Genomic DNA, 18,758 nt, shown 5'->3' on the forward strand with positions numbered 1-18,758 from the left:
GATTAATGGGTACTTATAAATTAAATGGAAATATTAATTTTAAATATAAATATACCATAAATGACACAATTGATTGTTGGAATTTTGTTATGTCAGACTTTAATTAATATTGCAATTTGGATCGGATGAAATGGTTGAAGCGGTATATACTCTTGCTGATTTCAGGAAAAGCATAAAATAGAGTGGAATATTCTATAAAGCATCTCAATCTGAAGCGCGCTATTTGATAATGACGGGGGAGTGAAAAACAACATGCAAATTGCATTGACTAAAAAACTAGCAGATGCACTGGAAGTAAAGCTTCCGACAATCGATGGAACCATTAATCCTTTGTTTACATGGACAGCAAATTGGACCAAGGTATGGGACAATCGTAGAGCAGAGGATATGCTAGTCCTAGTAAATAATGCTACACGCTTTACAGTGGCGATTTATCAGGTCAAACGGAAAGATCTGAAAAATGTTGAGAAAATGATGAGGGTTGCCATTGTAAACACACTTCTTTCAATGAATCTAAATCCAGAGCTTGTAAATGAATATATGCGATTAGCGGGCGAATTGGAGTTTGTGCGAAACAACAGCAGACAAGCAGCAGCCTGGGTGACTAAAGCAGGATTGGAATGCGCATTTCATGTTGGACGAGAATATAATGGCATTGCGAAAATGTACTGTGATACAGTGGGAGCTTCATCAAATTATGGAATCGTCAACTACTCTGGCAACACAAATGATGGTTTCTATCCGTATAAAGCTATGTTCGATGCATTGACAGCACTAACGGGTATGCAGGCATACAAATGTCGTGCATTTGAACTGATGGTAAGCCTTGATCTGGAAGTATATAAGGCGGAGCGCAAGCTTATCGTTCCTGCGGACTTGGAATTTGCTCAATTTCACAAGGTGTTACAGTATGTTTTCAACTGGAATAACTACCACTTGTATGATTTCGCTATTATTGATGAAAAGACTAAAAATACGGCAGCCAGGTTAGTTCCTACTGAGGAAGATCTGGAGTACGATGAAAGTGCTGTATTGATGGAAGGACATACCTTGGCAGAATTTTTCCCGGAGCATAAGCAAATGCTGTATACCTATGACATGGGGGACAACTGGGAACATATCATTCAGCTGGTTCGAGTAATTGAAGAATATGACGGTGAGCTGCCATATCTACTGGAAGCAAGGGGAAAAACACCGCCGGAGGATGTTGGAGGTGTAGGTGGTTTTGTAAGCTTCAGAGATATCATGCTAAATCCGGAACATCCTGAATACGCAGAAATGAAAGAGTGGTCGAGGTATTGGACGCCGGAACTTTGGGAATGGGAAAGCCGTCCCAAGGCCATTCATGTATGAATTGGATGTGACATCTAAATTAGTCACTCTATCACACGTTGAGACGGTAGTATTGAGGTCAAGGGTAAAAGAGTGAGATGTGTTAAAACCCCAGTAAATAAGGGCGTTTTGAGATATCCTATGTTTTATTTTTGTTATGGGATACTGTTTATGGACAGGGTGAGGAGGATAATTGAATGAAAAAATATCCGAGAACAGAAAAATACGATAATAACTGGGTTAGTGAAAACTGGATGGGACCTAATCCGCTGTGGTTGCTTGAGGAATTGTGCGAACACATGGAATTGAAGCCGGGTATGAAGGTTCTTGACATGGGTTGCGGAAAGGGCATTACCTCAGTATTTCTGGCGAAAGAATTTGGCGTAACGGTATTTGCCAACGACTTGTGGATTAGCGCGACAGAGAACCTCAAACGCTTTGAGGAAGCCGGCGTAGCCGAACTGGTCTTTCCTGTCCATGCGGAAGCCCATGCCCTGCCTTATGCCGAGGGATTCTTCGACGCTGCAATATCAATAGACAGCTACCAATATTATGGAGCAGATGAAACGTATTTTCCCTGCACATACTCAAAGTTGGTAAAGACCGGTGGTCAATTTGGCATCGTGGTTCCGGGTTTGACGAGAGAATTTGATAAAGGATATCCCGATACGCTTAAAGAGCATTGGGAGGGTGAAATGTTCAGCTTTCACAGCAAAAATTGGTGGCGGCGTCTTTGGGAAAAGACCGGAATTGTCGAAATCACCGCTTGTTATGATATGGAAGAACCTAAAGAAATATGGCAACCGTGGGCAAAATGGGCAAAGGATAATCTCGGTTTTAACGATGTGGAATTTTTGAATTCCGACACCAACAATGACATTGCGCTAATTGTCATGAGCGCTATTAAAAAACAGACTACCCCGGAGGTGTAGCCGAACTATTGCATGTTGAAGTTTGTATCTGTGTCAATAAAATTGATATGTAAACTTGGTGCATGGAACACAGGGATGTAGTAATAAATGAAGTGAATGAGTGTTGGCAATGGGTATTAACAGAAAATAGATGCCAACAAAACTACAGAAGGTGCTCAATATTTTTATGACAGAATGAATGGAAAGGTGGTAGATGAAAAATGCCGAGAGTATCAAACATCGAGCTATTGAAACAAAATGAACAGCCAACACTAGTTATTCGTGTCCGCACGAAGGTTGAGAATCTGCCCTGTCTAATAGCTGAAAGCTACGGCAAGCTCTGTGCCTATATGGAAGAATTGGGAGAAATAGTTTCGGATCTGCCATTTGTAGCTTATCACAACATGGACATGCAAGACTTGGACGTCGAAATTGGATTTCCCGTAGCTAATCCATTGCCGGGAAAGGGAGATATCAAACCGGGAACTATCCCGGAGGGAACTCGAATATTTTGCATGTACAGGGGACCATATGAAGAGATGGCTCCAATATATGAGGAAATGCAAAAGTGGATGTATGAAAATGGGTATGCTTCTGCTGGACCTGTTTATGAAAACTATTATAATGGTACGGATTTTCCAGCGCATGAATTATTGACTCGAATTGTGATGATGGTCAGAAAAGCTTGACGGCACAAGCACACCAATGTTGATACGATAAAAAGCTCTTGATTTCAAATTTTTTTGTCGCTTTTTGAGTCAATGAAGCCTTAATGTAGCTCTAGACATTGAAAATGCACACCTGAATGCTACGCGGAGTGTGAAGGGAATCGGATAATGTGATGAATTGATGCCACTGGAATTAATCTGGTGGCTAACCTTGTTTTTTGGATAGCTATAATTAAGTTTGCATTTACATAAAGTGAATGAGTTCAATAAATGGGTATTTATCAGCAGTAAGGGGATATGAATTTAATCGGAACGTTTTTTGAAAGAAAAAGGAGGAGAAACCGTGAGACAATATGTAGTGGACGCTTTTACAGATAAAGTATTTGGAGGTAATCCTGCGGCTGTATGTGTCATGGATAAGTGGCTTGACGATGAAACCATGATGAATATTACCTGCGAAAATAACCTTTCTGAAACTGCCTTTGCGGTTAAAGAAGGGGACAGCTACAAGCTCAGGTGGTTTACGCCGGGTGGAGAGATAGACCTGTGCGGGCATGCGACTTTGGCGACGGCGTATATCATCACCAGATTTGTGGAGCAGGGTTTGGAAGAGGTACGCTTCTCCACTCTAAGCGGTATTCTAACAGTCAAAAAAAATGGGGAGCTGCTTGAAATGGATTTCCCGGCTTATGAGCTTGAAAAAGTGGAGGTGACCGATGCTATGGAAGAGGCTGTCGGAGTACGCCCCATTGAAGCCTGGATGGCCAGAGACCTCCTTTGTATTTTTGACAATGAAGACGATGTTAGAAATATGAGTCCGGACATGGAAAAGGTTAAGACGCTGGACGGACTACTTCTACATGCAACAGCAAAGGGGAAGGAATTTGATTGCGTGTCTCGTTCCTTCGCGCCCAAATTAAACGTGGCGGAAGACCCGGTTTGTGGTTCTGGCCATTGCCACATTGTTCCATATTGGTCAAAAAGGCTCAATAAAAGTGATATAGTAGCCTATCAGGCTTCTAAAAGGGGAGGCACTTTGTACTGCAGGGTTGAAGGGAGCCGCGTTAAAATGAGCGGGAAAGCTGCATTGTACTCAACTGCCGAAATTAATTTTTGATCAAGACCTGGTATGAGGTGGAATAAGATGAATCGATGAGGAGGCAAAAACTATGGAAAGAAAAGTGAAAAAGCAGGTTACAGGATTTAGAACACAGGACGGTGCAGGGGTGAAGCTGGTAAGGGTTTTGGGACACGCAACAGTGGAGGATTTCGATCCGATTCTGATGCTGGATTCCTTTGACAGCACAAACCCTGATGACTATACAGCAGGATTTCCATTGCATCCCCATAGAGGCATAGAGACAATCAGCTATGTATACCGTGGGAAAATGACTCACAGGGACAGCCTTGGTAATGAGGATACAATTGGCGACGGAGAAGTCCAGTGGATGACTGCAGGCTCTGGGATTTTACATGAAGAGAGGCTGCCCGCCTCGGAAAGGATGCTTGGTGTCCAGCTAAAATGTACACATAGCATTGGACACATATTCTAAAAAATAAGATAAAATAAGAACATGAGCAGAATGAGAAGAAACTGGACCCCTGAGGAGAAAGCCGCAATAGTGCTTGAACTCCTTCGCGAAGAAAGCACATTGGCTGAAATCGCTAAAAAATATGATGTATCACAACAATTAATTAGTCGCTGGAAAGCAGAGTTTTTATCCAACATGTCCGCCGTATTTGATAAGAAGAACGAAAACATTGAAAAGATTCAGCGCGAACATGAAGATGAAAAGGAGCATCTTATAAAGAAAATTGGTGAACTCACACTGGATGTAGACTGGCTTAAAAAAAAACAGGTGCAAATCTCACAAATGAAGAAAAAAGGTCGCTGATTGAATGGACTGATTCAGATCTAACAGTCAAACATCAATGTGAATTGATTGATTTGCCACGATCCAGTGCATATCACAAGCCTGTTGAAATAAGCCCATCGAAGGATGAGATTACCATAAAAAATGCCATTGATAGAATTCACTTTGACGAACCTTCATACGGTGTTAGAAGGATACGCAATGAGCTATGCAAACTCGGATTCAACCATGTGGGCAGACGCTTGGTTAAGCGATACATGCAGGAAATGGACATTACCTGCTTCTATCCTGGCCCTAATTTGAGTAAGCGTGCAAAACAATCCAAGACATACCCATATCTCTTAAGACATCTTGACATTAATCGTCCAAATCAAGTCTGGTCTATTGATATCACTTATATAGGAACCCCGACAGGATTTGTATATCTAACAGCCATAATCGACTGGTATTCAAGATTTATCGTAGGTTATACCATTAGCAACACTTTGCAAACAGATATGGTCATACGCGCAGTAGAAAGCGCTGTAAAGGAGCACGGCATGCCCGAAATTATTAACAGTGATCAAGGCAGCCAATTCACATCACAAGCTTACATTGATTGTATTAAGCATCTAAAAATGACTAAAATCAGCATGGACGGCAAAGGCCGAGCAACTGACAACATAGCAATTGAAAGATTTTTCCGTTCATATAAGTGGGAACGCTTGTATTTGCTGTGCCCTGAAACTGTTCATGAAGTTAAATCACTCACAAAAGAATACATAGAAACATACAATTACAAAAGAGGGCATCAGAGTTACAACTACCGCACACCAGCTGATGTGTATTACGGACATCAGCCACTTGCAGCCTAATATTTTATCACGAAAGGAGACTTATCTTAGAAAATCGAATTTCGTGTCTTGACAAGCGTGCACATTATAAGCTGTGGCTTAATCTGCCGGCGAAGGACAAAATGGTGCCGCCCGCATACAAAAGCATAAAAAACTCTGAGATTGAAGAAATAGAGTTCGAGAATGGGAAACTAAGATTACTTGCCGGAGCGTACGAGGGCAAACAGGGATACAAAAGCAAATATCTGCCTTTGGATTACTATGATATACACCTTGATGCCAATGCCTCTATTGACATAAATACGGACAGCGACCGCTCCATATTGGTTTTTACGCTATCGGGAGATGCATACGTCGGAGGTGAGCTGATTAAGGAAAAGACTGCAGCAAAGCTCACCTCCGGAGACCACGTTGTTATAAAAGCTGGCGATGAAAGCGCTCAAATATTATTTGTAAGCTCAACTCGACTTGACGAGCAAATTTACTGGGGAGGTCCGATTGTAATGAATACAAAGGCTGAATTGAATAAGGCTTTTGAAGACCTGGATCGAGGAACATTTTTGCAAAAGAATATAGCTTACTAAGAGGTGCTGACATGAGTGAATTAAGGCCTATTGAAGAGTGTTACACCATTGATAAGAAGCACTGGGTAGGGAGTGGGTTTTATGTAAGCAACTACTTTCCCGAGGGCAGGAATCTTCTTGAAAGATTTTCCCCTTTTGCTCTTATGGATTACAATGAGCCGAAGGAATTTCCGCCGGCTAAATCTTCCAGAGGAATAGGCGCCCATCCACACCGGGGGATTGAAACTGTTACCTTTGCCTTTGAAGGAGCGGTGGAGCATCACGACAACGCGGGGAACCACGGCATTATTTATACCGGAGATGTCCAGTGGATGACTGCGGGAGGCGGGATAATGCATAAGGAGTATCATGAGAAGGAGTTCGCCGAAAAGGGCGGAATACTACACATGATGCAGCTATGGGTGAACCTGCCGAAAAGAGATAAATATGCCGAGCCAAGGTACCAGGATATTCCAAACGACAAAATGGGAAAGCTTGAGCTGCCTGGTGGACAAGGAGAAATAAACGTAGTTGCCGGAGAATATGAAGGCGTGAAGGGGCCCGCAAAGACCTTTTCACCTATGAACATATATATTGGAGACATTAAACCTCAAGGCCGGATCACCCTTAGAGAGCCGGGAAATTATAATACGGGAATTTTGGTGATTTCGGGAGAAGCTAAGATCAATGACAGCTCCTGTGCTCACAGGGACTTCATTCTTTTTGAGAATCAAGAGGGAGATATACTGATTGAAGCAGCTAATGAAGGAGTCAGGTTTATCCTTTTAAGCGGAGAGCCTCTTAACGAGCCTGTTGCTGCAGGAGGGCCTTTTGTCATGAATACGCGGGAAGAACTTAGCGAGGCCTTCAAAGATTATAGAGAAGGCAATTTCGGCACGGAAGATTTCTAAAAAAGAATATTATGAGAAGCCCTTGATTATAAGGGCTTCTTGTAGTTTGTGGCTAAAAAAAGTCTATTATATTCTCCAACATCTAATTCCTGATTCGGGAACTGAAAGGATGTATATATATAATAGTAGAGTTATTATCAAGTTTATTATTTGTTTATAAATTTATGGTATTCTTTTGGGATTTTTTCCGGCTCCAAGTTATCAGCATCGTGAATTGCGCAGGTTCCTGCTTCTTTGGCAGTTTCATAATACCAGCACTTGAAATTCAGCATTTAAAACATATCCTGCATTTCCTGCATCTGCTTGATTACGGCATCACGCTGTGACTCTATTATGGATAGTCGCTCATCTATCTTGGAATCTCCGTCCATGCAGCAGTCAATAAAATGCTTTATTTCCTTGATGGGCATGCCTGTTTTTTTTAGGCATTCAATGGTTTTCAACCATGACAGGTCTTCATCCTTGAACATGCGCATGCCACTAGAGGAGCGTTCTACAAAAGGAAGCAAGCCTTCTTTGTCATAATATCTCAATGTTGAGGCGGCAACATCAAATTGTTTTGCTATTTCACCGACTGTATATATCATTTAAAAGTCCTCCGATAAAATCTTGGATTAATTACTAAATAGCATTGACTTAAAGTTAGCTTTAAGTTGTAGAATTAAATCAAACTCAGTAGTCAGATTTTAGCATGTATAATGGGACATATCAATGATGGGAGGGAAAAAATATGAAAGTAGTAGCATTTAATGGAAGTCCTCATCAAGAGGGAAACACATATCATGCAATAAAATTGGCAACAGATGAGCTGGAAAAAGAGGGCATAGAAACTGAGATAGTACACGTTGGCAACAAGAAAATCAGGGGCTGCACAGCTTGTGGTTATTGCGCCAAAGAGAGAAATGAAAGATGCGTGTTCGACGATGAAGTCAATGAATGGATTCAAAAGATGAAGGAGGCTGACGGTATAATCTTAGGGTCTCCGGTGCACTATGCTGCAATGGCAGGAACGATGAAATCATTCCTGGACAGAGCCTTCTTCGTTGCCAGCGTCAATGGCGGCATGCTAAGGCACAAGGCGGGAGCGGCTGTAGTGGCTGTAAGGCGTTCTGGTGGAGTTGCTACATTCAGCCAGTTAAACAACTACATCAACTATTCGGAAATGGTAATGCCAACGTCAAATTATTGGAATATAATTCATGGAATGAATCCAGGTGAAGCGTTGCAGGATGGCGAAGGCGTTCAAATTATGAGAGTACTAGGTAAAAACATGGCATGGGTGATGAAGCTGGTCGAAAACGGCAAGGGCGCTGTTAACGAGCCAGAGGCAGAAGATAAAATATTTACTAATTTTGTAAGATAGGTGCGGCTTAATTAAATAATAAATAACGAATTATGAGGAGCTGAGCAATAGTTGACAAAAATATAGACAAGTGTGGTCAAAGGTATTGATATGTATTTGCGAAGTGAGAGGTATACAAGTAAACACTAACTATAATACAAGTGAGTTTGCAGAGTTAATCAATGTCCCTGTGAAAAACTACAAATAAGGGAGGTTGAGGAGATTGAAAAGAGCTTACAAGATCGAAATTAAGCCAACCATCAAGCAGAAGGCTAAAATCCATCAGACTATTGGCGTATGCAGGTTTATATACAATTTCTACATCGCACACAATAAAGAGATTTATGAAACAAAGCAACGTTTTGTATCAGGCATGGACTTTTCGAAATGGCTCAACAACGAGTTTGTCCCGAGCAATCCAGACTATGTGTGGATTAAGGAAGTGTCGTCAAAAGCTGTAAAGCAAGCCATAATGAATGGCGAGAAGTCTTTCAAGAAGTTTTTCAAGGGCGAAGCCGGTTTTCCAAAGTTCAAAAAGAAAAACAGACAACTTGTGAAGGCGTACTTCCCCAAGAACAACAATACCGACTGGACTGTTGAAAGGCACAGGGTCAAGGTTCCGACACTAGGCTGGGTTAGGCTCAAGGAGTTTGGCTATATACCGACAAGTTCAAAAGTCACAAGTGGCACGGTATCCCAAAAGGCAGACAGATATTACGTATCAATTCTCGTGGAAGAAGATGCCAAAGCTGGCTGTCTAAAGCCGTATACGGAAGGGATAGGTGTGGATTTGGGACTAAAAGACTTTGCCGTCTGCTCAAACGGAGCCGTCAATAAAAACATCAATAAGACCTCAAGGGTCAGAAAGCTTGAAAAAAAGCTAAGGCGTGAGCAACGAAGGCTTTCGAGGAAATACGAAGGTCTGAAAAAACTAAAAAAATCTGAGAAAGGAGAAGCTACTAGGCAAAACATCCAAAAACAGATAACCAAGGTACAAAAACTTCATCAAAGACTGGGAAACATAAGAGCCGACTACATAAGCAAGACGGTCAGCGAGCTTGTAAAGCAAAAACCAAGCTTTATAACAATTGAAGACCTCAATGTAAGCGGCATGATGAAGAACAGGCATTTAGCCAAAGCAGTGCAGCAGCAAAAGTTCTACGAGTTCAGGACGAAACTCGCCTACAAAGCGAGCATCCACGGCATAGAAGTAAGAATCGTGGACAGATGGTATCCATCGTCAAAAACTTGCAGCGAGTGCGGAGCACACAAGAAAGATTTGAAGCTATCAGAGAGAACATACAAGTGTTCCTGCGGGCTTGTCATTGACAGGGACTTGAATGCTTCAATCAATCTGGCTAATGCTAAGGAATATAAGACAGCCTAACTAAAACAGGCACTTATATATGTACCGAGGGCTATCTCGGGAATTTACGACTGTGGAGAGCTATACCAAACTGTAGTAGACAGGTTGTGTCGCAATCGTTGAGGCGGGGTTCGTAGAAGCAGTAAAAATCTCGATATGGATATGTTTGTCCATATTTTGAGTAGCAGGATAATACTAATGCTAGGAAATTTCAGCTATTCTAACCCAACAAAACTGTACTTTGGCGATGATTCTCTGAAGTATCTGAATAAGGAGCTGCCTAACTACGGCAAAAATGTGCTGCTTGTCTATGGAGGCGGCTCAATCAAGAAAAACGGCATTTACGACAAGGTTGTGGAAATACTAAAGGCGAATGGCAAAGAGGTTTTCGAGGATGCAGGCGTTATGCCAAACCCTACTGTCGAGAAGCTTTACGAAGGCTGCAAGAGAGCCAAGGACAACAATGTGGATCTGATCTTGGCTGTAGGAGGCGGCTCTGTATGCGACTATGCAAAAGCCGTGTCGGTTTCCACCTATTGCGAGGAGGACCCATGGGACAAATACTATATGCGTATGGAGGATGTGGACAATAAAATCATTCCGGTAGGCTGCATTCTGACAATGGTAGGCACAGGTTCTGAGATGAACGGTGGCTCCGTAATTACCAACCAAGCGGCCAAGCTGAAAATAGGCCATGTGTTCCGTGAAAATGTATTCCCGAAATTCTCCATTCTGAATCCTGTATACACTTTTTCGTTGCCTCAATACCAGATGGTCGCCGGTTTCTTTGATATAATGTCCCACATTCTGGAGCAGTATTTCTCCGGCGAGGACGACAACACCTCTGACTATTTAATGGAAGGTTTGCTGAAGTCCCTGATCCACAGCTCCAGGATCGCAGTTAAGAACCCTACAGACTACGAAGCAAGAAGCAACATAATGTGGACCTCCACATGGGCGCTCAATACACTTGTTGGTAAAGGCAAATCCCAAGACTGGATGGTTCACATGATCGGACAGTCCATAGGCGCTTATACTGATGCAACACATGGAATGACGCTGTCGGCCGTTTCAATTCCGTATTACAGGTTGATAATGCCTTACGGACTTCAAAAATTCAGGCGCTACGCGATCAACGTGTGGGAAGTTAATCCAGAAGGGAAAACCGATGAGCAGATTGCCAAGGAAGGGCTCGACAGGATGGAGGCTTACATGAAAGAAATTGGCCTCGCAATGAGTATAAAGGATTTGGGTGTAACTGAGGAAATGCTTGATGGCATTGCAAAAGGTTCATTCATTTTGGAGGGCGGATATAAAGTCTTAACATTTGATGAAGTAGTACAAGTTTTAAAAAGCAGCATGATCTAATGGCTATAGAAGTTTCTTGACTGAATCTGAATACCATATAACGAAATGCACATCCTTCGTCTATGCATCACCGCGAAATAGACAAGGGTGTGCATTTTGATTTGAGACGTGTTAATTAAGTGAGTATGTAAATGAGTTTTTAAATTGCCAAACCCAAAACGGCGGATAATTCCCAAACCGACTTTCCGTTGTTAATGATGCCGGTAAATGCGTATAAATAATATCAACAAAGCATAATCGATAAAAAAATTTCAAGGTTGAGGGAAAAGAGTATGTAGAATTCTGGTAGAGCTAATATTGGAGGTGCGCGATGAAAAATAATTACGATGAACCGATGTTCATAGATGTTAAGAGGGGACGAGTTGAAGAGGAGGAAGGTCCTGCAGGCGTAGAGGAAGCCATACGTAACCTCTGCGATGAGCAGTCCTTTGCAGTTCTGGCGACCCAGGGCCAGGGACAGCCCTATGCGACGTTGATAAGCTTTGCGACGAGTCCGGATATGAAATACGCTATCTTCGCCACACCTATTCAGACAAGAAAGTACAGTCTTATACAGGGCGACCAGATGATTTCCATGCTGATTGACAACAGGTCCAGCCAGCCGAACAGCCTCAACAGTATTAGCGCCTTGACAATAACCGGAAAGGCAAAAGCGCTGTCGGATGAGGAGTCTATTGAGTTGTGGTCGGGCCTGCTACTTTGCAAGCACCCCTACCTGAGTCACTTCGTCAAGTCGCCGTCAACGGCCCTGATAGTAGTGGAGGTCACCGGGTATTTCTACGTCAGAAGATTTCAGGAGGTGTTCCAGTGGTCGCCTTGATTATAGAGACGACTCGTCCTATGATGTATTATTTCAAAAGTATTCAAGCATTCACAATTCTGTCACATTGTCATTATATAATAGCAGTAAAAATTAAAAAATAATGGAGGAAATCATGAAAAAAAAGATTACCATAAGGTTGGCAAGCCAGGTATTATTTTTTGCTTTAATTGGATTGATAAGTCTCAATCACTATTTGGACGACATAGGAACAAAGATACCTTTCATAGGAGCAGCATCGTTACATGCGATCTGTCCATTTGGGGGCGTAGCAGCATTTTTAGCACTTTTTCAGTATGATGTTATGATTCCCAAAATTCACAATTCATCATTTGTTATTATGCTAATTATTCTTTTTATGGGCATATTATTTGGTCCTGTTGTTTGCAGCTATATGTGTCCGCTTGGCTCGATTCAGGAGTGGATAGGAAATATAGGAAAGAAACTTTTCAAGAAGAAATACAATAATTTTATGCCGACATTTATAGACAAGGTTCTTCGATATTTAAGGTATGGGGTTCTTGCTTTTGTTGTCTACCTGACAACTAATTCACTGAAACTCGTTTTCCTTGAAGTCGATCCCTACTATGCTCTATTCAACTTTTGGTCTGATGAGGCAACTCTTGGGGGATTGCTTGTATTGGCAGCCACGTTGACACTATCCATTTTTGTTGAAAGACCATGGTGTAAGTATGCTTGTCCCTTCGGTGCGCTTATTGGTCTGACAAACCTATTTAGTATATTTAAGATCAGAAGAAACAGCCTTACTTGTATCAATTGTAAAAAATGCACTAGGATTTGCCCTATGAATATTGATGTGTCAAACAAAAGCATTGTGACAGACCATCAGTGTATACGTTGCGGACAATGCACTTCAGAATTTGCCTGTCCTGTACCTTCAACTGTAGAGCTTAAGTTTAAAAACTATGGGGAGGGAAAATAATGAAAAGCAGAACTCTTTTTATAGCTATTATTCTAATAACTTTTGGAGGTATCCTTGCTGCAGACGAACTGGGATTTTGGAAAACTCAATCTTCGAAAGTACCTACGGTCATAGAAGAAGGAGTTTCTGAGGGCTTGCCGAATCCGGAAGATATAAAGGGTTCCTATACCTTCCTGGATATTGAAAAAGCATTTGGAATAGAATCTGCTACATTGGCAAGGGCATTTAATTTTGAAACAGACAATCCAGATATTATAAAGGCTATGGATGTAAAAACAAAATATTCCTATTTGGGTGACGATGTTGAACTAGGAACGGGTTCAGTAAAAATGTTTGTATCCATTTATACAGGAGTATCCTATACTTCTATAGAGAATCTGCCAAGTACAGCAGTAACGGTTCTCAAGGAACATGGCAAATGGAACGATATTTTGGAAAAGGAACTTTCAAATTATATTATCGATGTGGATTAAGTTACTGATTAGCGTTAATGAATACCTCTGTTAATGATTCGGGTATCTGTTAATGGTTCAAGTAAATGTTTGCCCGATGATTTTTTTGAAAGAATATAAAAAGGTGTTACATAGGTAACACCTTTTTCATTATTTTATCACTATAATAAGAATATATAGATAGGATATATAGAATGCACCGGGCTGATGGACTTATCCTTGAGATTCGATGCGACAGGAGGTGAATATGATGAAAAACATAGTCAATATAATTCGAATATTGTTTTTCGGGCTGTTTCTGTTTCTGCTTGCAAATGGGAAAGTAAAACTATGGTTGGTATTGTTCGCTGCAAGCCTGATAGCTGCACTCGTATTCGGAAGAGTCTACTGTGGTTATATCTGTCCTATGAACACACTGATGATTCCGGCTGAGCGCTTATCGAAAGGTTTAAAGTTTCAAACGTCAAAAACGCCCAGTTGGCTGAAAAAAGGGTATATTCCCTGGATAGCCTTGGGATTAAGCATAGCGGTAATGATTCTGTCAAAAAGGTTGCTGCATTTGGACCTGCCTATTATGCTTTTCTGGCTTGTCATATCGGTGCTTGTCACTCTCAGATATAAGCCGGAAGTATTCCACAATCTGATATGTCCATTCGGAGCTCTCCAAAAAGTATTCAGCAGATCCGCATGGTTGTCAGAAAGGGTCGACAAGGAAGCCTGTGTTGGATGCAAGCTTTGTGAGAAAGTCTGCCCTTCCAATGCGATAGTTGTTTCTCCAGAGTATAATAGGGCTGTCATCGATGTTTCATTGTGCCATCAATGCACAAATTGCCAGAATGTATGTCCCAAGAGCGCTATCCACTACGGCAAATAATTATTTGCTTTGCTATAATTGGTGAATTTTTGGCATGGCGAAGTATGATGTGGCAATTCAAAGATGTTCATTTAAAAATCAATTATTTAAAAATATTTAGGAGGTATTCTGTTATGGTTGAACAGGTATTCAAACTGTCAAGGAATGATGAAATGGCTGTAGAAAGAGTAATATTCGATGAGAACGTGCATTATCTGCACATGGTATTCAACAAGGACCAGGGACTTCCGGAGCATTTCTCCAACTCGAATGTGTATATGACAGTTCTTCGAGGTAAGCTCTCCATTGGACTTGACGAGCAGGAAATCCATGAATATGAGGCAGGAACTCTGCTGAAAATTCCGTTTCAGACAAAAATGAATGTCAAAAACCTGCATGAGGAAACTTTGGAGCTGATAGTAGTAAAGGCGCCTGCCCCGAAAAATTAATACGTAAAAGAGTTCCTGTAAAAATAATAAGGCTTTCGATGTTATTTGCCAACGTCGAGAGCCTTTTGTTTTATCCATTTGGAGAATGAAAATATTTTCCCTGCTTCTGCTGTATGAAGAAAATGTTTTCCTTTATATAATTTTTGAAAAAAATTACGAAAGTATTTGCGTTGAAAAGGTTTTCCTGGAGTGGTAAAGTTGAAATATCGAAAACACTAATTAATAATTGGGTTTCAAGGTACTATGCCTTGGGAAAAATTATCAAAGATAAGGGGTAAATTGATGATGAATATGTTTATGAAGAGAGCAAACGAGCTCAAGGAAGAGATTATTGCTATTAGAAGAGATCTTCATTCCATGCCGGAAATAATGAATGATCTTCCTAAGACTACAGCATATGTTAAGGCGAAGCTTCTGGAAATGGGCATCGAAGCACAGGAAATCATCAGTTCGGGACTTGTGGCTCTTTTAGGAGGTAAAAAGCCTGGAAAGACTATACTTATTCGTGCAGATATGGATGGCTTGAACATGACTGAGGACAGCGGACTCGAATTTGCTTCCACTACTCCATATGCTCACACCTGCGGACATGACCTCCATGCAGCCATGCTCCTTGGAGCAGCAAAAATGCTTAAAGAGCGCGAGGATGAGATAGAAGGTACAATCAAGCTTATGTTCCAGCCAGGGGAAGAGTACTTCATAGGCGCAAAGGCTATGATAGATGCAGGTGTGCTTGAAAATCCAAAGGTTGATGCTGCAATAGGAATGCACACCATGTTAAATGCTCCGGTTGGCACAATAGGATATCAGCATGGATATACTTTATCATCTGTTGATGGTTTTAAAATTACAATAAAGGGAAAAGGATGCCATGGTGCTATGCCTGAGAAGGGCGTGGATCCAATTAATGTTGGAGTTCATGTTTACCTTGGTCTTCAGGAGCTTATTGCAAGGGAAGTTTCGGGATTTGAAACTGCAATAATAACTCTTGGACAGTTTTCAGCAGGTGCGGCTCCTAATATTATTCCGGATACTTGCGTTCTTCAGGGAACAATGAGAACATACAGCAAAGAAGTTCGCGAATACCTGTTTAATAGAATGCAGGAAATAATTGACCTTACTTGCAAGAAATACAGAGCAAGCTTTGAGTATGAGGTGTTGTCAAACGTTCCATCACTTTATACAGATCCTGAGTTACTTGATGAAATGCTTGGTTATGTTAAGGAGATGGATGCAGACTTTACTCTACTGAAGGATCAAAGAGCTACTCCAACAGACGATATTGCATTCATATCAGAACTAGTTCCTACGGCTCACTTCCAATTCAATTGTAAGATGCAGGACGAAAGAGGGGCATTCCCTCATCACCATCCAAAGGTAGTATTTGATGAAGACGTACTCCCAATAGGCGCTGCAGTTAACGCTCAGTGTGCTTTCAATTGGTTAAAAAATAATAAGTAATAAGCATTTAAATGCTATAAGTCAATAATTGTAGCAAAGTGAATAATTAAATATTTAGGAAGCTTTAAAGAGAAGCTATAAAAAAGCGTATCGTTATAACGATACGCTTTTTTTCTACTGTTTATATTAGTTCGGCATATACTTTATCCCAATCCTTGTATATACCGTAAGCAACTCCAACTAGCGATTTGCTTGTATTGGTTCTCAAATACGACTCGTCAAGCCTATACAGCGTGCCGAGTCTCACTCGGTCTAGACTGTCGCAGTCGCAGAAGTAATCATAAAGTCTGAGTGCTGATTCATCATCTGAAAATCCACTTTTCGCTTTTTTGTCATCGATACAGTGCCCTTCTATTATGTATCTAACCAGGCGCAGTTCATAGCTATTCAAATCGTTAAGCAAACCGAGTTTTTTCGCTTTATTAAAGCTGTATATCCCGTGCACGGTACAGTGTCCGTCATGCTCCCGGCCAATGTCATGGTATGCGCTGCAAATTGCAAGAATATTCCTTTCGTACTTAGGAAGGTTGTCGGCTTCAGACATAAGCATAGCCAGCAGCAAAACTCTCTTAGCATGCAGCGTACCATGTACTCCGCCTGGTTTTCTAAAATACTCAGGCTTTATAAGTTTGTCAGCCTCGCGATACAAGTCATATCCCATGCTTTTTCTGAATTTTTTTATGTGGTCTAGGTGTGAATTATCGTACACAAAAATCATCCTTTCCAAAATTCTTGAAACACAATGCAATTGTAGTGTTGTCTGCTCGGAATATCAAATCCAACTTGAGTATAGCATGTTTTTATTGTGAGCAAAAGATGGCTTGAAGTTGGTGATGACATAAAGTATCCTGTGATTGGACAACCTATGGCTAGTTCTACTCGAGTCTAATAGCGTACCTGACTTTCAAGATACTGTCCAATTAAGTGTTGACAATCCACTTATGAATAAAGAATTAATAAAAATTGTTTTTCTTCCATTGTTTATAATATTAATACTTTTTCCCGTTCTGGCACTGGTTTTTAACTTAACGGCTGAAGGGATTTCAGCTACCATGGCAGACCCTTTTTTCTGGAACTGTGTTAAAAACACGCTAATAGCAGCGTTTTTAGCTTCTGTTCTGGCTATGGCTGTAGCGGTAGGTTTTGCCTATTATCATTTGTTTCATCGTGATTCTATAGTATATAAAGTTGCAAGTTTATTCAATGACTTACCTATTGCACTTCCTCACACTGTAGCAGGATTGGCCTTGCTTTTAGCTTTTGGAAGAAAAACCTGTGGGTTTTTAGGAGAAACTGGTGCGGCCTTCACACTGTTTGCTGTCATTTTGGCTATGTTTTTTGTCTCCTACTCTTTAGCAGCACGTACGCTCGTTTCAGGTGTTGATCAAATGGAGCCGGAAGTAATTGATGTAGCTAGAACGCTGGGGGATAATCCAAGCCGGGTTTATTTTCGAGTGGTTCTTCCGCTGATGGGTGAAGCTTTGTTTTCTGGTTTTGTACTGGGTTTTTCGCGATCTCTGAGCGAATTTGCAGCGGTTATTATGTTTGGCGGTAATATGCCAGGAAGAACGCAGGTTCTAGCCTCCTATGTCTTCACCAAAGTGGAGGTTGGTGATCTGGATATGGCTGTAACGGCTGCAGTATTCTGTGTTGTCCTTTCCTTATCAATTGTTTCGATATTAAGTATTAGGGGGCGTCGCTATGCTGCAAGCTAAAGAAATCAACAAGAAATTCAGACATCAAAATGTTCTGCAACAGGCTAGCCTGGAGATCAATTCAGAAATCAAAGCGCTTATAGGGATAAACGGTAGTGGCAAGTCCACATTCCTGAAAATAATAGCTGGGATCATAACTGCTGACAGCGGAAAAGTGTTCTTAAATGGATGCGATGTTACTTCCATGCCTCCCGAACGGCGAAATGTTGGTTATGTCCCTCAACGGCCGGCTCTTTTTCAGCATATGACTGTTAAGGAAAATATTCTCTATGGAATGCACAATGGCAAGGGGTCAATTGAAACTTATGAAAGAGTAATTGATTTGCTCGATTTGCAAGCTGTTTTGGATAAACATCCAATGGAGTTGAGCGGCGGCTATCAAACAAGGACATCGTTGGCCCGAGCCCTTGTTCCTCAACCGCAAATATTGCTCATGGACGAACCATTAACTGGTATAGATGTTGTTTTGAAAGAAAGAATTCTACCTAATTTTCGTAAAGCGCTTAAAGAATTACAGGTTCCGGTGCTCTATGTTACTCACGATCCCAAAGAAGCTGAATTGCTTGCTGATAATTATGCCATTATGCATAACGGACAGGTTCGTCAGGTAGATACCGCAGCTGAAGCGTTTGAACTAATTCATTTTAGCATTCTTAAGGAACAGGAATAAAGATAAAAAGCTTATTTGAAATTACGTAAATCTAATAATGCAACGAATTGATACCGCTGGAATTATTCTGGCGGTTAATTTATTTTATGCAGAATCTGGAGGGGTCACTTTGTTTTGAACAAATGAAGTGGAATTGGTATAATAATATCCTTGTGTGCCAGGATGGTTGTCGTAGGGAATTAATGGTATGATTAAGGAATAAATAACCCTATAAGTAGATGCGACAA

Annotated in this window: 21 protein-coding genes and 1 pseudogene; 19 read left to right on the forward strand and 3 right to left on the reverse strand. The window is 41.1% G+C overall.

The window, feature by feature from the left end; translation table 11 throughout:
• Window positions 1–240 precede the first annotated feature (240 nt).
• From EAL2_RS12005 to EAL2_RS12045, 8 genes and pseudogenes are all read left to right on the forward strand, one after another.
• Window positions 241–1,353, forward strand: a complete 1,113-nt coding sequence (locus EAL2_RS12005) for a plasmid pRiA4b ORF-3 family protein (protein WP_148295998.1) — start codon at window positions 241–243, stop codon at window positions 1,351–1,353.
• Window positions 1,354–1,529: 176 nt separating this feature from the next.
• Window positions 1,530–2,264: an SAM-dependent methyltransferase gene (locus tag EAL2_RS12010; RefSeq protein ID WP_025436615.1), complete on the forward strand. Its 735-nt coding sequence runs from the start codon at window positions 1,530–1,532 to the stop codon at window positions 2,262–2,264.
• Between the two features lie 227 nt (window positions 2,265–2,491).
• Window positions 2,492–2,932, forward strand: coding sequence for a GyrI-like domain-containing protein (locus EAL2_RS12015; RefSeq protein WP_322787253.1), 441 nt, complete (start codon window positions 2,492–2,494; stop codon window positions 2,930–2,932).
• Between the two features lie 322 nt (window positions 2,933–3,254).
• On the forward strand, window positions 3,255–4,028 hold the full coding sequence (locus EAL2_RS12020; RefSeq protein ID WP_025436617.1) for a PhzF family phenazine biosynthesis protein: 774 nt from the start codon (window positions 3,255–3,257) through the stop codon (window positions 4,026–4,028).
• A 52-nt stretch (window positions 4,029–4,080) separates the two neighbouring features.
• Window positions 4,081–4,431 (forward strand): annotated as a pseudogene (locus tag EAL2_RS12025) (pirin family protein); the annotation flags it as partial.
• A 63-nt stretch (window positions 4,432–4,494) separates the two neighbouring features.
• A protein-coding gene (locus EAL2_RS12035; protein ID WP_096325256.1) for an IS3 family transposase occupies window positions 4,495–5,639 on the forward strand; the annotation gives its coding sequence in 2 pieces (ribosomal slippage) (window positions 4,495–4,768 and window positions 4,768–5,639; 1,146 coding nt in all).
• A gap of 101 nt (window positions 5,640–5,740) precedes the next feature.
• On the forward strand, window positions 5,741–6,202 hold the full coding sequence (locus tag EAL2_RS12040; RefSeq protein WP_084481274.1) for a pirin family protein: 462 nt from the start codon (window positions 5,741–5,743) through the stop codon (window positions 6,200–6,202).
• Window positions 6,203–6,213: 11 nt separating this feature from the next.
• Complete coding sequence (locus EAL2_RS12045; protein ID WP_025436619.1) at window positions 6,214–7,092, forward strand: pirin family protein; 879 nt, start codon at window positions 6,214–6,216, stop codon at window positions 7,090–7,092.
• Between the two features lie 146 nt (window positions 7,093–7,238).
• Here the strand turns inward: EAL2_RS12045 and EAL2_RS15925 are convergent, their stop codons facing one another.
• Both EAL2_RS15925 and EAL2_RS12050 read right to left on the reverse strand, forming a co-directional pair.
• Window positions 7,239–7,364 (reverse strand): hypothetical protein, encoded by a 126-nt coding sequence (locus EAL2_RS15925; protein ID WP_322787254.1) that lies wholly within the window; start codon window positions 7,362–7,364, stop codon window positions 7,239–7,241.
• Window positions 7,365–7,679: a MerR family transcriptional regulator gene (locus tag EAL2_RS12050; RefSeq protein ID WP_322787255.1), complete on the reverse strand. Its 315-nt coding sequence runs from the start codon at window positions 7,677–7,679 to the stop codon at window positions 7,365–7,367. It abuts the gene before it with no gap.
• A 143-nt stretch (window positions 7,680–7,822) separates the two neighbouring features.
• Here EAL2_RS12050 and EAL2_RS12055 point away from each other — a divergent pair, with 143 nt between their 5' ends.
• The 9 genes from EAL2_RS12055 (at window position 7,823) to EAL2_RS12095 (ending at window position 16,146) form a co-directional block, all read left to right on the forward strand.
• Window positions 7,823–8,455 carry a flavodoxin family protein gene (locus EAL2_RS12055; protein ID WP_025436620.1) on the forward strand — a complete coding sequence of 211 codons (633 nt, stop codon included), beginning with the start codon at window positions 7,823–7,825 and terminating at the stop codon, window positions 8,453–8,455.
• Between the two features lie 202 nt (window positions 8,456–8,657).
• Window positions 8,658–9,821 (forward strand): RNA-guided endonuclease InsQ/TnpB family protein, encoded by a 1,164-nt coding sequence (locus EAL2_RS12060; RefSeq protein WP_025436621.1) that lies wholly within the window; start codon window positions 8,658–8,660, stop codon window positions 9,819–9,821.
• A gap of 177 nt (window positions 9,822–9,998) precedes the next feature.
• On the forward strand, window positions 9,999–11,168 hold the full coding sequence (locus EAL2_RS12065) for an iron-containing alcohol dehydrogenase (RefSeq protein ID WP_025436622.1): 1,170 nt from the start codon (window positions 9,999–10,001) through the stop codon (window positions 11,166–11,168).
• Window positions 11,169–11,478: 310 nt separating this feature from the next.
• Window positions 11,479–11,988: a pyridoxamine 5'-phosphate oxidase family protein gene (locus EAL2_RS12070; protein WP_025436623.1), complete on the forward strand. Its 510-nt coding sequence runs from the start codon at window positions 11,479–11,481 to the stop codon at window positions 11,986–11,988.
• A gap of 115 nt (window positions 11,989–12,103) precedes the next feature.
• Window positions 12,104–12,931: a 4Fe-4S binding protein gene (locus tag EAL2_RS12075; protein WP_242842535.1), complete on the forward strand. Its 828-nt coding sequence runs from the start codon at window positions 12,104–12,106 to the stop codon at window positions 12,929–12,931.
• Window positions 12,931–13,404, forward strand: coding sequence for a hypothetical protein (locus tag EAL2_RS14930; RefSeq protein WP_025436625.1), 474 nt, complete (start codon window positions 12,931–12,933; stop codon window positions 13,402–13,404). Before EAL2_RS12075 ends, EAL2_RS14930 begins: the two co-directional genes overlap by 1 nt.
• Before the next feature lie 226 nt (window positions 13,405–13,630).
• A complete protein-coding gene (locus tag EAL2_RS12085) occupies window positions 13,631–14,257 on the forward strand; it encodes a 4Fe-4S binding protein (protein ID WP_158408936.1) in 627 nt (208 codons plus the stop codon).
• A 113-nt stretch (window positions 14,258–14,370) separates the two neighbouring features.
• Window positions 14,371–14,685: a cupin domain-containing protein gene (locus EAL2_RS12090; RefSeq protein ID WP_025436627.1), complete on the forward strand. Its 315-nt coding sequence runs from the start codon at window positions 14,371–14,373 to the stop codon at window positions 14,683–14,685.
• 285 nt (window positions 14,686–14,970) lie between these two features.
• On the forward strand, window positions 14,971–16,146 hold the full coding sequence (locus EAL2_RS12095) for a M20 metallopeptidase family protein (RefSeq protein WP_025436628.1): 1,176 nt from the start codon (window positions 14,971–14,973) through the stop codon (window positions 16,144–16,146).
• A gap of 121 nt (window positions 16,147–16,267) precedes the next feature.
• On the opposite strand, the gene EAL2_RS12100 is transcribed toward EAL2_RS12095, so the two are convergent.
• On the reverse strand, window positions 16,268–16,855 hold the full coding sequence (locus EAL2_RS12100) for an HD domain-containing protein (protein WP_025436629.1): 588 nt from the start codon (window positions 16,853–16,855) through the stop codon (window positions 16,268–16,270).
• 232 nt (window positions 16,856–17,087) lie between these two features.
• Here EAL2_RS12100 and EAL2_RS12105 point away from each other — a divergent pair, with 232 nt between their 5' ends.
• Complete coding sequence (locus EAL2_RS12105) at window positions 17,088–17,861, forward strand: ABC transporter permease (protein WP_025436630.1); 774 nt, start codon at window positions 17,088–17,090, stop codon at window positions 17,859–17,861.
• Window positions 17,848–18,531 (forward strand): ABC transporter ATP-binding protein, encoded by a 684-nt coding sequence (locus EAL2_RS12110; protein WP_025436631.1) that lies wholly within the window; start codon window positions 17,848–17,850, stop codon window positions 18,529–18,531. Before EAL2_RS12105 ends, EAL2_RS12110 begins: the two co-directional genes overlap by 14 nt.
• Window positions 18,532–18,758: the final 227 nt, after the last annotated feature.

It is taken from the genome of Peptoclostridium acidaminophilum DSM 3953 (genome assembly GCF_000597865.1).
GTDB classification, from domain to species: domain Bacteria; phylum Bacillota; class Clostridia; order Peptostreptococcales; family Peptostreptococcaceae; genus Peptoclostridium_A; species Peptoclostridium_A acidaminophilum.